The sequence below is a fragment of the Achromobacter colocynthidis genome (genome assembly GCF_057334535.1).
On record NZ_JBHFIZ010000037.1, the window covers coordinates 167,868 to 181,252 of the forward strand.

Below are 13,385 nucleotides of genomic sequence, written 5' to 3' on the forward strand. Positions count from 1 at the left end.
CGGCGGGGCCGCGCGCTTAGCCACGTCAACCCAAGAGGTTTTCATGCGTTTCCCGCGCTCTATTTCATTGCGCGCGCCCGTTGGCGCCGCGCCTTCCCACGCGCCCGATCCTCGGCGCCGCCTGCTGTTGTCTTCCCTGGCCCTGCTGGCCCTGACCGGCTGCGGCCCCGACGCCCCCAAGCTGCACGGCATGGACTTATCCGGCATGCCCACGGGCGATTTCCAACTGCAGGACAAAACCGGTCAAGCGCGCACCCTGGCCGACTACCGTGGCCACCCCATCCTGCTGTTCTTCGGCTTTACCCAATGCCCCGACATCTGCCCCACGGCGCTGACCCGCGCCCTGGAAATGAAGGACCTGCTGGGCGCCGATGCCGACAAGCTGCGCGTGCTGTTCATCACCGTGGACCCCGAGCGCGACACGCCGGAAATCCTCAGCGCCTACACCGAGGCCTTCGACCCCGGCTTCGTGGGCCTGCGCGGCACGGCGGAACAAACCCGCGCCGCCGCCCAGTCCTTCAAGGTGTTCTATCAGAAGGTTCCCACCGGCTCGTCCTACACCATGGACCACACCGCGCTGACCTACGTGATCGACGCCCAGGGCAAGTTGCGCCTGGCGCTGCGCCACGCGCAGACCGCCGCCGAATGCGTGGAAGACCTGCGCACCGTGCTGTAACGCTGCGCGCCACCGGCGCCGGGGCCTTCCTACGAACCCCAGATCCCTATAAATCCTTATAAACACCAAGACCCCATCATGAAGAACTTCTCGCTGCGCACGTTTGCCACCGCCCTGTCCCTGTCCGTGCTGGCAGGCTTTGCATCCCCCTCCCTCGCTGCCGACGCCGCGCTCAAGGTGGAAGATGCCTGGGTCCGCGCCACGGTTCCCAACCAGCACGCCACCGGTGTGTTCATGCGCCTGACCTCGCCGGACGCGGGCCGCCTGGTGGCCGTGGAGTCCGACGCCGCCAAGCATGTGGAAGTCCACGAAATGGCGATGCAGGACAACGTCATGAAAATGCGTGAAGTGCCTGCCGTCGACTTGCCCGCCGGTCAGGCCGTGGATCTGAAGCCGGGCGGCTATCACGTCATGCTGATCGACCTGGCCCGCCAGATCACCCCGGGCGACCACGTGCAACTGACGTTGATCGTCGAAGACGCCAAGCAGCAACAGCACCGGGTGCCGGTCACGGCTGAAGCACGCGCGCTGAACGCCAAGGCCGGCGCCGCGCCCGCAGCGGCCCATGGCCACGGCCACTGACGCGCTCTATATATAGAGGGCATTCAACTGGAACGCGATTGGCGGCGACAAAAATCGGGGACGCACACGACCCCGCGCCGCCAGCGTGTCGCGCTGAATCGCCATACAATGCCTGCACGTCCACCGTCGGCGCCTGCCCCCCCGGCCCGACGGCCAGCCGGCCACTTGCGCCGCGCGCCGGATGCCTGCGTTCCGCGCCGCCGGGCGCTTGACCCGCCGGCGGGCCGCCGGCAACTCTGTGTCTGGATATGCCCGGTAGTTCCGCTTTTTCATTCCTGCGTACCCTTTGCAGCCTGCGCTGGCTCGCCATCGCCGGCCAAGCCGCCACCATCCTGCTGGCCAGCAGCGTACTGGGCCTTGCCCTGCCGCTTGAGCCCCTGTGGATCGGCGTGGGCGTGCTCATCGGCTTCAACGCCTATGCCAGCCTGCGGCTGCGCCATCCCCGCGACCTGTCCCACGCCACTGCCTTCGGTCATCTGTTGGTGGACATGGCCGCCTTGTCCTGGATGATTGGCTGGAGCGGCGGCATCAGCAATCCGTTCGGCATGATGTTCTTGATCCTGACCGCGCTGGCGGCCCTGGCGCTGCCGCGCAATTGGGCGCTGGCGGCGGCGCTGGCCGGTATTTGCGGCTACGCGGCGGCGGGCATCTTCGGCCAACCCTTGCGCGGCGACGTGGACACGCACACCCTGCTGCTGTGGGGCCTGGGCGCCAATTTCCTGATTTCGGTAGTCGTGGTGCTGGTGTTTTCCACCCGCCTGGCGTCTGACCTGCGCGCCCGCGAGCGCGAACTGGCCCGCCTGCGCGAACGCTTCACCCGCAATGAAGGCATCGTCGCGCTGGCCACCCACGCCGCCGCGATGGCGCATGAACTGAACACCCCGCTGGCCACCATGACCTTGCTGGCCGACGAGATCGCCGCCGAGGTCAAGGACGAAGACCTGCGCGAAGATGTGTCCACCCTGAGCCAATTGCTGGCCCTGTGCCGGGAACGCATTCGCAATCTGGCGGTCCCAACCGCCGTGGACCTGGTGCGTGTGGTGGGCCAGTGGCGCCTGATCCGTCCGACTATCGACCTGCAACGCTCGGGCGCCTTGCCCCCCAGCCTGCGGGTGGACCCGGCGATCGCCCACTTGTTGCAGGCCCTGTTGAACAACGCGGCGGACGCCGGCGAAGCCGCCGAAACACCGCGCGTGGACCTGCATCTGGAATATGGCTACGGCGCTTTGCGCGGCGAAGTGCGGGACTACGGGCGAGGCTTCGACCCCGACCAGACCCTGCTGCCCGTGACCAGCCTGTTCAACAGCGGCAAGCCGGGCGGGCTGGGCGTGGGCCTGGCGCTGTCGCATGCCACCGTGGAACAGCTAGGCGGTGAAATGACCATGACCGCCGCCGTTGGGGGAGGCACCCGCATCCGCTTTTACCTGCCCCTGGGCAACCCCGGAACTTGATTGTGATGAACCCTACCGACCTTGGCCTGTTGATCGACGACGACGAACTGTATGTGCGCACCTTGCAGCGCAGCCTGTCGCGTCGCGGCCTGGAAACCAGAACCGCCACGGGCATCGCCGAAGCGCTGCGCGTGGCCGAGGAAATCCGTCCGGCGTTTGCCCTGGTGGACCTGCGCCTGGGTGAAGACTCCGGTCTGACGCTGATCCGCCCCTTGCGCGCCCTGCGCGCGGACATGCGGATCCTGCTGGTCACCGGTTACGCCAGCGTGGCCACCGCCGTCGAGGCCATCAAGCGCGGCGCGGACGACTACCTGCCCAAGCCGGCCACCGCGCCGATGATCCTGCGCACGCTGGGTTTGGTGAAGCCAGAATCCGTTACCATCGAAACGACCATGACGCCGTTGCACCGCCTAGAATGGGAGCACATTCATCAGGCCCTGCACGAAACCGGCGGCAATGTTTCGGCGGCGGCGCGCCTCCTGGGCATGCATCGGCGGTCGCTCCAGCGCAAGCTGGCCAAGAAACCGGGGCCGGAACGCGAAGTGATCGTCGACTGATTTGTGCGGGTGCGACACATCTTTACAACACCCCATTGTGCGGGTGCGACATAACGTCGCACCCCCTATATCTCCTCCGGGGCAACTGCCCCCCTAGGAAAACCCTGAATCTGCCCCTCTGGGGGCTGATTCCTCCCAGGCAATGCGACCATGTGTCGCATGCTTGACGGATATCAAGCCGATAGGATGGACGTTGCTGCTTGGCAGCATTTCGCCCCGCTGCTACGCAGCATTTCCAACCCTCCATCCAAGGCTGTACGTGAAACACCCCCTCCTTGCGACCCTAACGCGCATTTTTGGCGTCGGCGCGGTCATGCTGCTTGGCGGCTGCAACATGGAAATTCTCTCTCCCAAGGGAGACATTGGCGCCCAGGAAAAGACTTTGCTGTTCACGGCGACGGGGCTGATGCTCATCGTTGTGATTCCGGTACTGTTCATGATCGTGGCGTTTGCGTGGAAATATCGCGCATCCAATACCAAAGCTGACTACCAGCCCAAGTGGGCCCACTCCACGGCGATTGAAGTCGTGGTCTGGACCGTTCCTTGTATCATCGTGGCGATTCTTGCCGTGATCACCTGGCGCTCCACGCACGCGCTGGATCCCTACAAGCCGCTCGTTTCCGAACACAAGCCCGTCACCATCGAGGTGGTGTCGCTGGATTGGAAGTGGCTGTTCATCTACCCCGAATACGACATCGCCACGGTCAACGAGATCGCGTTCCCCGTGGACGTTCCGGTCAACTTCCGGATCACGTCGGCCTCGGTCATGAATTCGTTCTTCATCCCGCAACTGGGTAGCCAGATCTACTCGATGGCCGGCATGGAAACGAAGTTGCACCTGAATGCGCGCGAAGCCGGCACCTACGCCGGTATCTCGGCCAACTACAGCGGCGCCGGTTTCTCCGGCATGCGCTTCAAGGCCATCGCGACGTCGCAAGAAGGGTTCGACAACTGGGTCAAGGAAGCCAAGGCTTCGCCCACGGCCCTCACCCCCGAGGTTTATGCCGAGCTGACCAAGCGCAGCGAACGCAACCCGGTCGTCAAGTATTCGTCGGCGCCTCCCGCCATGTTTGATTTCGTCTTGGGCAGCACGATGTCCAAGATGGCCGGTGTGGACTCCGCCACGTGCACGTCCACGTCGAACAATCTGATCGCAGGAATTAACTAACAATGCTCGGGAAACTTACCCTCGAGGCCATTCCGTACCATGAACCTATCGTCATGGTTACGCTGGCCGCCGTGTGCCTGGGAGGCCTAGCGGTCTTCGGCGCCATCACCTACTTCGGCAAGTGGAAGTACCTGTGGACGGAATGGTTGACCTCCGTCGACCACAAGCGCATCGGCGTGATGTACATCATCGTCGCGCTGATCATGCTGCTGCGCGGCTTTGCCGACGCCATCATGATGCGCACCCAGTTGGCGGTGGCATCCGCCGACTCCGCCGGCTTCTTGCCACCACACCACTACGACCAGATCTTCACCGCCCACGGCGTCATCATGATTTTCTTCATGGCGATGCCCTTCATTACCGGGCTGATGAACATCGTGGTGCCGCTGCAAATCGGCGCCCGCGACGTGGCCTACCCGTTCCTGAACTCGCTGAGCTTCTGGCTGTTCGGTGCCGGCGTCGCGCTGATGATGATCTCGCTGTTCGTGGGCGAATTCGCCGCGACCGGCTGGCTCGCCTATCCGCCGTTGTCTGGGCTGGATTACAGCCCAAGCGTCGGGGTGGACTACTACATCTGGGCACTCCAGATATCAGGGTTGGGCACCACGCTTAGCGGCATCAACTTCATCGTGACCATCCTGCGCATGCGCGCACCGGGCATGAGCCTGATGAAGATGCCGATCTTCACGTGGACCTCGCTGGTCACCAACGTGCTGATCGTCGCCGCCTTCCCCGTCCTGGCCGCAACGCTTGCGCTGCTGACCATGGACCGCTACCTGGGCACGCACTTCTTCACGAACGACATGGGCGGCAACGTCATGATGTACGTGAACCTGATCTGGATCTGGGGTCACCCCGAGGTCTACATCCTGGTGCTCCCGGCGTTCGGCGTGTATTCGGAAGTGGTTGCCACCTTTGCCCGCAAGACGCTGTTCGGCTACAAGTCGATGGTTTACGCCACGGCCGCCATTGGCGTGCTGTCGTTCCTGGTCTGGCTGCACCACTTCTTCACCATGGGCGCGGGGGCCAACGTCAATGCCTTCTTCGGCATTGCGACAATGATTATCTCGATCCCGACGGGCGCGAAGATTTTCAACTGGCTGTTCACCATCTACCGCGGCCGCCTGCGCATCACGACGCCGGTGCTGTGGACGCTGGGCTTCATGATCGTCTTCGTCATCGGCGGCATGACCGGCGTGATGCTGGCCATCCCCGGCGTGTCTTTCGTGCTGCACAACAGCTTGTTCCTGATCGCCCACTTCCACAACACCATCATCGGTGGCGTGGTGTTCGGTTGTATCGCGGGCATGACGTACTGGTTCCCGAAGGCATTCGGCTTCACGCTGAATGAACGCCTGGGCCGCTACTCGTTCTACTGCTGGTTCGTTGGTTTCTTCATGGCCTTCATGCCCCTGTACATCCTGGGCTTCAAGGGCATGACGCGTCGCCTGAACCACTACGACAACCCCGAATGGCAGCCGTACCTGCTGGTTGCGCTGGCTGGCGCCGCGCTGATCATGCTGGGCATCTGGTTCCTGTTGCAGCAAGTGTTCGTGTCGGTTCGCCAGCGCAAGCAAAACCAGGACGTCACCGGCGATCCCTGGGATGGCCGCACCCTGGAATGGTCGATTTCGTCGCCGGCTCCTTTCTACAACTTCGCCCACGTTCCTCACGTTGATGAGCTGGACCAGTTCTGGGAAGACAAGCAAAGCGGCAAGGCCTACAAGCGCCCGGCCAAGTACGAAGACATCCACATGCCGCGTAACACCGGCGCCGGCGTCTACATCGGTTTGTTCGGCCTGGTGATGTGCTTTGCGCTGATCTGGCACATCTGGTGGCTCGCCGCCGCTGGCTTCGTCGGCATGATCGGTGCGTTCATCGCCCGTGCCTACGACCGCGACGTCGATTACTGGGTCCCGGCCGCGGAAGTCGAACGCATCGAAAACGCTCACTTTGACAAAATGCAGAAGGCCGCCTGAGCCATGATTCAAGCCGTAGCCACTCACCCCCACGCGGGTCACGACGATCACGCGCATCACGACGATGGATCCAAGACCGTTTTCGGTTTCTGGGTCTATCTGATGAGCGACTTGCTGATCTTTTCGGTGCTGTTCGCCACGTTCGCGGTGTTGTCCAACGCCACCGCGGGCGGCCCCACGGGCAAGGAACTGTTCGACCTGAAGTTCGTGCTGGTCGAAACGCTGTTGCTGTTGTTCTCCAGCTTCACCTTCGGCATGGCCAACCTGAACGTGCACGCCAACAACAAGTCCCGCGCAATGGGCTGGTTGATGGTCACGTTCCTGTTCGGCGCGGGCTTTATCGCGATGGAAGTCTGGGAATTCCATCACCTGATCACTGAAGGCGCGGGCCCCGGCCGCAGTGCTTACCTGTCGGCGTTCTTCACGCTGATCGGCACGCACGGCCTGCACGTCACCTTCGGCCTGATCTGGATCATCGTCATGCTCGACATGATCCGCCGCCATGGCCTGGACTCGATCAACAAGCGTCGCCTGGCGTGCCTGAGCCTGTTCTGGCACTTCCTGGACATCGTCTGGATCTGCGTCTTCACCTTCGTCTATCTCTTGGGAGCCCTCTGATGTCGCACTCCGCTGCGGCCGCACACGGCCACGACGATCACGCCGCCGACCACGGCAGCCTGAAGTCCTACATCATCGGTTTCGTGCTCTCGCTGCTGCTCACCTTCGGCTCTTTCGGCCTGGTGATGCACGGCGCGCTGTCGCACACCATCACCATCGTCGGCGTCGTTGCCCTGTGCGTGCTCCAGTTGCTGGTGCAACTGGTGTACTTCCTGCACATGGGCGCGTCGAAGTCGGCGCGCGACAACCTCGCCGCGTTCGTCTTCACCGTAATGATCATCGCCATCATCGTGGGCGGGTCGGCATGGGTGCTGTACAACATGAACGTCAACATGGGCCACGCCATGTAATGACGGCTTGCCGCCGGCGCGGTTAGCCGGCGTCAACGCAAAAAAACAGGCGCCTTCGGGCGCCTGTTTTGTTTTGGAGCGCATGCACCGTGCGCGGCCGCCTAGCCTGGCGCCTTCACCGTCAGCGTCACGTTGGCGCGCGTGGCCAGATCGCGGGCGGATACGCCCACAAAGGGCTGCACGCGCGAGGCCTGGTCCAGGTCGCAACTGGCCGCGCCCTGCGCGCCGTCCAGCACCTGCCGGATCGCCCGCGCGCCCGTCGGGCTGATGGGGCCGGTGTTGCTCAGTTGCCAGGCCAGCACGTCGGCCACCGCCATGCCGCAACGCCATGGGGTGCGATACAGCCCGGCGTCATGCGCCAGCAGCATTTGCGCCTTGGCGTCGTTGCCCACACGCAGCATGATCACCAGCGGCAAGGCGTCGGCATCCACGACGCCATCCAGGCGCGCGCCGGCGTCGCTTCTGTCCGACGCATCGGCGCCCTGTTCCAGCCATTGCAGATAGAGGTCGTCGGGCAGCCACGGCAGGCTGAGCGGCGCCAGGCGGTTGTTGCCCAGGCCGGTGGCGTCTTGCGCCCAGGTCAGCGGCACGCCGGCCGCCAGCAGACGGTCGGCGGTGGCGCGCAGCTTGGCGCGCTGGCCGTCCCATTCCGGGCTGTTCTGCTTGATGGCCGCGCGAATCTCCAACTGATTCCACACGCTCAACAGGCTGGACAGGGATTCCGGCGTCAAGGCCTGGCGTGGCGGCTTGGCGGCTTCCGCCAATTGGTCCACCAGCGTCGGCTGCATGGTGCGCGCGGCCAGCGTCAGCGCTTCATTCAGGCCATTGCGTTCCGGCGTCTTGCTGGCGCTATAGCCTCCCACCGCCGCGTCCGCGCCCTGGGCCAGGGCGAAGGTCACGCGCTCGGGAATGGGATACACCACCGTGGGCGTGAACTCGCCGCTGATGGCGCCGCGCAGCGCTTCCAGCAGGGGCGTTTCCCACATGTTCTGGTTGCCGTAGACCATGCGCACATAGGCGGCATTGATGTCGGCGCCCTTGGCCAGCAGCGCCTGGGCAAACCAGAATGTCTTGGGGCTTTGCATCGCGGCATGCAATGCCGACCGCCCGTTCTTTTCACGAGCGTTCGGGTTGGCGCCCTTGGCCAGCAGATAGCTGAGCGTGTCCTTGTCTTCGCTGTAGTACGAAATGCGGCGCACCAGCAGCGGCGTGCCGTTGGAGTCCGCCGCATCCAAAGGCGCGCCCGCCGCAATCAGGGTGTCGGCCAGCGCGTAGCGTTCGGCGGCGGGGCGGGTATCGCGGACGTCGGGCAGCGCGCTGGCCAGCAGCACATAGCCGTTGTTGGGCCCGTCGGCGCGCGCGCCCGCGGCCAGCAACACCCGCACCGTTTCCAACTGCTTGCGGGACACCGCCACCGCCAGCGCCGACGTGCCGTTCTCGTTCACGCCGTTGGGGTCTTGCCCGGCCGCCAGCTCGGCGCGCACGGCGTCCAGGTCGTCTGCCTGGATCGCCTTGAAGATGGCGAGCCTGGGGCGGCACGTCTCTGCGTTTAGCGGTGCGGCATCGTTCAACGCCGCGCCGATCCGCGTGGCGATGTTGCCGGGGATGGGCTCATTGGCTTCCAGCCTGCGCGTGCAATACAGGCGGTAATCTTCGCGCGCCAGGGCTTCGAAATAATTCCGCTTGTCGCGCGTCTTCGTGCTTTGCTTCCAGCGCGCATCGGCCCGGTTCAGATAGGCCACCGTGCGTGCCGGGTCGCGCCGCAATACGTCGGTCAGGATGCGGTCGGCTTGCTCGGTATCGCCCGACTCGGCCAGCCAGAAGCCGTAGTCGTTCAACGCCGTCAGCATCTCGGGATCTTTGCCGGTGGGGTCGATCTCGCGGTAGTCCTGCTCCATGACAAAGCGACGCAGATCGGCCAGCGCGCGGCTGAACTCGGCGGTCTTGGCGCGCGGCACGGCGCGCGCTACCTGATGCAGCGTGCGGAAGGTGGCGGTCACGTCCACCGGCGCGCGGTATTCAAAACGCACATCGGCGGGAAACGCCGGCATGCGCACGGGGTAGTCGGTCAGCGCCGGCCGCAGCGTGGCCAGGGCCTGCGTCTTGCGTTCGTCGTTCCAGGGCCGGTCGGCCGTCACGACGATCTGTCGTGCGTCGGCCTGGACGGTGGCCGCCACGCCGTCCGCATCCACCAGAAAGCCATCGGCCCGCGTGTCGTCCGAGCCCGGATAGGCGTAGCCCACCCAGTACTGGGTTTGACCCTCGCGCGGCGCCCTGACCCGCACATTTTCTTCACGCGTTGCCTGCCAGCTTGCCGGGTCGATCACCAGCGGCTGCGAGCGGAAATCCAGGCTGAATTCCTTGCCCGCGCCGCGCACGTACCGATACAGGTAAAGCCGGTTCTCCATCTGCCCGACCAGCACCGCGTCCTTGACGTTCTCGGTTCCCCAGACACGCCGCTCGGGTTCGCGCAGCGGGTAGCGCGACAGGCGCATGGCGTCGATGACGGCTCCGATGTCGTACGCCACGGCGGGCCGAGGCGCCGCCGAAAAACCTGCCAAGGCCACCAGGACGGCGCCGAACAATCGGGAAACTGCGGGACGAAAGCTGCGCGACATGCGTGGACGAAGCCAGAAGAATCAGGGACGCCGATGATACTCGTCCGCGCGCAGACATTTATCGCCCGTCATGGCCGGCTCTTCGGGTATGTCCTGAGACGATTTTGTCCACAATATCGTCAGGCTGACATGGCTTTCGTTATATATTTCGCAACATATCGAGTTCATTAACATCAGAATTACTTTCGCGACTGCCGCTACCGCCATGGACGCCGTGCTGACCCCTACTACCGCTCATGCCGACATTGCCATGCCGGCCCAGCGGTTTGCCCGCGCCCTGTTGCACCATGCGCCGCCGGGCCACCCTGATGCGGGCTTCTTCGCCACGGTGATCGGCACCAGCCTGGCGCACCATGACCTGGCGCGCAGCGGCCTTTGCCCCGAAGAACTGGCGGAACTGCTGAACTATCTGTTCCCGGGCGCACTCGCTTCCCCGGACGCCAGGCTGGCCGACCTGGTCCAGCAATACGCCGCCTACGCGGCGCGCGGCCGGGGCGACCCCAAGCCCGGCTTTACCTTGCTGATGCGCGTGCTGCTTGAAGCCTACCGCGCCCCCGATACCGCCACCACGCCCTGGGTCACCGGTGTGCTGGTGCACGCCTGCCTGCGACCCGACCATCTGTGGCGCGACCTGGGCCTGTCCGGCCGTGAAGACGTGACCTTCCTGCTGGCACGCCACTATCCCGGGCTGGTAATGCGCAACACGCGCAACCTGCGCTGGAAGCAATTCCTGGCCTACTCGGCGTGCGAACACGCGGGCTTGCCGCCGTCGGCAGCACCCGGCTGCCCGCAGTGCGAAGACCACGACGTCTGCTACGCCAACGCGCCCGACTGAAGGCATGTCGGTCTGAGAGATTTAGAACCGATAGGTGGCGCCCAGGCCCAACCCCAGGCTGCGCCCCGCGGCCGGCTCGTAATACCGGCCGTTGTTTTCGTTGACGATCACCGAGCCCACGTATTGCTTGTCGAACAGGTTGTCCACCCGCGCATAGGCGCTGAGTTCCCAGGCATCCACCTGCTTGATATAGCCGGCGCTTAAGGCCGCCACGAAGTAGCCGGGCGCGTCCTGGTCGTTGGCGTCATTCACATAGATCTTGCTGAGCAAGCGGCCTTCCAACGCCGCCTGCCAGCCTTCTGGCGGCGCCCAGGCCACGGAGGCAAACAGCGACTGCCGCGCAATGCCCGGAATCTTGTTGCCCGCGCGGATGCCGCCCGAGCCGTCGTCGGCGTAGCGCGCGTTCAACCAGGTATAGGCAAACTGCGTGCGCCAGTGCGGCGCCAGCTCCCCGGACCAGCCCAACTCCAAGCCGTCACGCCGCGTGCGGCCCGCGTTCTGGTACGTGGTGCGTCCGCCTGAACTGCCGGCCGAGACGATCTCATCATCGGTACCCGTGTGGAAAACGGCGGCCGTCAGCAGGCCGCCCGCCATGCGGGCCTTCACCCCCGCTTCCAGGTTGGTGCTGAGCGACGGCGCCAAGCCAAAATTCAAGCCCGGCAAGCCGCCTGGGCGATACGAGATTTCGTTGAAGGTGGGCGTTTCAAAACCGCGTCCGTAGGACGCATACAGGCTGACGTCGTCGCTTGCCGCATAGCGCAGCGCCGCAACCGGCAGGGCTTTGCGGTAGCGCGCCGTGCCGCTGTCGTCGCCGTTGCCGCTGGCGATGTAGTGGTCGTTGGAATTGAAGCTGACGGTGCTGTAGCGCAGGCCGGCGTCCAGCGTCCAACGCGAAGTCATTTGCCAGGATGCTTGCAGATACGGGTCGGCGTTGTACACGCTGTTGGTTTCATCGCGACGCAACGCGCCCTGCACGCCCAGTTGCGGGTTGGCCACCGTGCCGGTGAAGTTCTGATAGCCCTTGCGATCTTCCCGCATCGCATCGTAGGCAATGCCGCCCACCAGCGTCAGCGGCCGCCCGGCGACGTCCAGCTCAGACGTCCAGCGCACATCCGCGCCGCCGTACTGGCGCGATAGATCGATGACGCCCCCCGCCTGCGTGGGCGCCAATTGCACGGCCGGCGGAATCGATTGGTATTGGGTGGTGTCGCGCTGGCCGTAATACGCCATCACGCGCAGCGTGTTGCGGCTGTCCACCTGCCGTTCGTAGACCAGGCCCCCTTGCGTCTGGCGCACCGTCTTGCGGGTGTTGTACTGCTCGGCCAGGGGGGCAGCGCGGGGGTCGTCCTGAAACTGTTGATAGGTCAGGCCCAGCGGGTCTTGCGCGGTCAGGTCCACGCTGTTGACCACGATCGTCAAGCGGCTGGCGTCGTCCAGTTGCAGGCCCAGCTTGGCGTTGGCAAGGTTCTTGCGGGCCGCGCTGTGGTCGCGATAGCCGTCGGTGGTGAAGCGCGTGGCGCCCACCACATAGTCCAGGGCGCCGGGGTTGGGGCCGGAACCTGAGTCCGAGCCCGAACTCGAACCCGTGGCGCCGCTGGCGCGCGCGCCATAGCGCCAGGTGCCGTAGCTGCCGCCCCAGGCGCTGGCCGTCACGGACGGCGGCGCAACGCCGTCTTCGGTAAACGCCTGGATCACGCCGCCCGACGAATTGCCGTACAGCGCCGAAAACGGCCCACGCATGACTTCGACGCGGCCCAGCGTGGCGATGTCGATATTCGACGTCTGCCCTTGCCCGTCCGGCATCGTGGCCGGAATGCCGTCGACATACAGACGCACGCCGCGCACGCCGAAGGTGGACCGCGCGCCAAAGCCTCGGCTGGATATCTGCAGGTCTTGCGCGTAGTTCTGGCGGTTCTGGATCTGCAGGCCAGGCACCCCGACCAAGCCTTCGGACAGGTTGATTTGGGGTTGGCCCTGGCGCATGCGCACGCCGTCCACCACATCCACGGAGGCGGGCGTGTCCAGTATTGATGTGCCCAGGCGCGTGCCCGTCACCACCACGGGGGCCAGGATGGCGTCCGCCGGCTGCGCCCAGGCGCCATGGTCCAACCCTGCTGTCAGACCGGCCGTCAGGCCCCCCGCCTGCATCACCCCCCGCAAGCCTGGGCGCGGTCCGCGCCTGGCTTTGCCAAGTCCGATTTCTTTCTGCCGCGCCCTGCCGCCGCGTCCGACCGCCTGCGTCAAATCCGTCTCCCTGTTGAAATGCCTGGCTATTGCCTATGCCATTGGAAATCCGTCATGGGAATAGGTTCTAATAGCCGCCATGGAACCCATGCAAGACATCGAACGCCGCCTGCAAGAGCTGGAAATCAAATCCAGCTTTGCGGATGATCTATTGGAACAGCTCAATCAGATTATCGTCCGCCAACAACAGCAGATAGACCGGCTACAACGCGAAGTGGCCGACCTGCGCCAGCAGGCACCCGAAGGCGCCGCGCCTTTTCGCAGCCTGCGCGACGAACTGCCGCCGCACTATTGAAGCGGCATGATT

Annotated in this window: 12 protein-coding genes; 10 read left to right on the top strand and 2 right to left on the bottom strand. The window is 64.7% G+C overall.

Features of this window, described 5'->3' with window-relative positions; genetic code table 11:
* Window positions 1-43: 43 nt before the first annotated feature.
* The 8 genes from ACE04A_RS20550 (at window position 44) to cyoD (ending at window position 7,381) form a co-directional block, all read left to right on the top strand.
* Entirely contained in the window at window positions 44-676 is a 633-nt protein-coding gene (locus ACE04A_RS20550) for an SCO family protein (RefSeq protein ID WP_259249729.1), read from the top strand.
* Between the two features lie 78 nt (window positions 677-754).
* Window positions 755-1,258: a copper chaperone PCu(A)C gene (locus ACE04A_RS20555; RefSeq protein ID WP_438859754.1), complete on the top strand. Its 504-nt coding sequence runs from the start codon at window positions 755-757 to the stop codon at window positions 1,256-1,258.
* A 248-nt stretch (window positions 1,259-1,506) separates the two neighbouring features.
* Entirely contained in the window at window positions 1,507-2,709 is a 1,203-nt protein-coding gene (locus ACE04A_RS20560) for an ATP-binding protein (RefSeq protein ID WP_259249732.1), read from the top strand.
* A gap of 5 nt (window positions 2,710-2,714) precedes the next feature.
* On the top strand, window positions 2,715-3,266 hold the full coding sequence (locus ACE04A_RS20565) for a response regulator transcription factor (protein WP_100854729.1): 552 nt from the start codon (window positions 2,715-2,717) through the stop codon (window positions 3,264-3,266).
* Between the two features lie 259 nt (window positions 3,267-3,525).
* Window positions 3,526-4,434 carry a ubiquinol oxidase subunit II gene (gene cyoA, locus ACE04A_RS20570; protein ID WP_259249735.1) on the top strand — a complete coding sequence of 303 codons (909 nt, stop codon included), beginning with the start codon at window positions 3,526-3,528 and terminating at the stop codon, window positions 4,432-4,434.
* 2 nt (window positions 4,435-4,436) lie between these two features.
* A complete protein-coding gene (gene cyoB, locus ACE04A_RS20575) occupies window positions 4,437-6,413 on the top strand; it encodes a cytochrome o ubiquinol oxidase subunit I (RefSeq protein ID WP_054422652.1) in 1,977 nt (658 codons plus the stop codon).
* Window positions 6,414-6,416: 3 nt separating this feature from the next.
* The gene (gene cyoC / locus ACE04A_RS20580) at window positions 6,417-7,031 is read left to right on the top strand and encodes a cytochrome o ubiquinol oxidase subunit III (RefSeq protein WP_100854727.1); all 615 of its coding nucleotides are present in this window, start codon (window positions 6,417-6,419) and stop codon (window positions 7,029-7,031) included.
* On the top strand, window positions 7,031-7,381 hold the full coding sequence (gene cyoD / locus ACE04A_RS20585; RefSeq protein WP_046805162.1) for a cytochrome o ubiquinol oxidase subunit IV: 351 nt from the start codon (window positions 7,031-7,033) through the stop codon (window positions 7,379-7,381). Before cyoC ends, cyoD begins: the two co-directional genes overlap by 1 nt.
* 101 nt (window positions 7,382-7,482) lie before the next feature.
* Here cyoD and ACE04A_RS20590 read toward each other — a convergent pair whose 3' ends face one another.
* Entirely contained in the window at window positions 7,483-9,966 is a 2,484-nt protein-coding gene (locus tag ACE04A_RS20590) for an ankyrin repeat domain-containing protein (RefSeq protein ID WP_485820459.1), read from the bottom strand.
* Between the two features lie 238 nt (window positions 9,967-10,204).
* Between ACE04A_RS20590 and ACE04A_RS20595 the strand changes: the two genes are divergently transcribed.
* Window positions 10,205-10,834 carry a nitrogen fixation protein NifQ gene (locus ACE04A_RS20595; protein WP_447991136.1) on the top strand — a complete coding sequence of 210 codons (630 nt, stop codon included), beginning with the start codon at window positions 10,205-10,207 and terminating at the stop codon, window positions 10,832-10,834.
* Between the two features lie 21 nt (window positions 10,835-10,855).
* Here ACE04A_RS20595 and ACE04A_RS20600 read toward each other — a convergent pair whose 3' ends face one another.
* Window positions 10,856-12,982, bottom strand: a complete 2,127-nt coding sequence (locus ACE04A_RS20600) for a TonB-dependent receptor domain-containing protein (protein WP_485820592.1) — start codon at window positions 12,980-12,982, stop codon at window positions 10,856-10,858.
* A 175-nt stretch (window positions 12,983-13,157) separates the two neighbouring features.
* Between ACE04A_RS20600 and ACE04A_RS20605 the strand changes: the two genes are divergently transcribed.
* On the top strand, window positions 13,158-13,373 hold the full coding sequence (locus ACE04A_RS20605; protein WP_046805159.1) for a SlyX family protein: 216 nt from the start codon (window positions 13,158-13,160) through the stop codon (window positions 13,371-13,373).
* The last annotated feature ends 12 nt before the right edge of the window (window positions 13,374-13,385 follow it).

Excerpts from the sequence above, each read along its gene's own strand:
- ACE04A_RS20550 (WP_259249729.1), top strand. The coding sequence starts at position 44 with ATGCGTTTCCCGCGCTCTATTTCATTGCGCGCGCCCGTTGGCGCCGCG.
- ACE04A_RS20555 (WP_438859754.1), top strand. The coding sequence starts at position 755 with ATGAAGAACTTCTCGCTGCGCACGTTTGCCACCGCCCTGTCCCTGTCC.
- ACE04A_RS20560 (WP_259249732.1), top strand. The coding sequence starts at position 1,507 with ATGCCCGGTAGTTCCGCTTTTTCATTCCTGCGTACCCTTTGCAGCCTG.
- ACE04A_RS20565 (WP_100854729.1), top strand. The coding sequence starts at position 2,715 with ATGAACCCTACCGACCTTGGCCTGTTGATCGACGACGACGAACTGTAT.
- cyoB (WP_054422652.1), top strand. The coding sequence starts at position 4,437 with ATGCTCGGGAAACTTACCCTCGAGGCCATTCCGTACCATGAACCTATC.
- cyoC (WP_100854727.1), top strand. The coding sequence starts at position 6,417 with ATGATTCAAGCCGTAGCCACTCACCCCCACGCGGGTCACGACGATCAC.
- cyoD (WP_046805162.1), top strand. The coding sequence starts at position 7,031 with ATGTCGCACTCCGCTGCGGCCGCACACGGCCACGACGATCACGCCGCC.
- ACE04A_RS20595 (WP_447991136.1), top strand. The coding sequence starts at position 10,205 with ATGGACGCCGTGCTGACCCCTACTACCGCTCATGCCGACATTGCCATG.
- ACE04A_RS20600 (WP_485820592.1), bottom strand. The coding sequence starts at position 12,982 with ATGCAGGCGGGGGGCCTGACGGCCGGTCTGACAGCAGGGTTGGACCAT.
- ACE04A_RS20605 (WP_046805159.1), top strand. The coding sequence starts at position 13,158 with ATGGAACCCATGCAAGACATCGAACGCCGCCTGCAAGAGCTGGAAATC.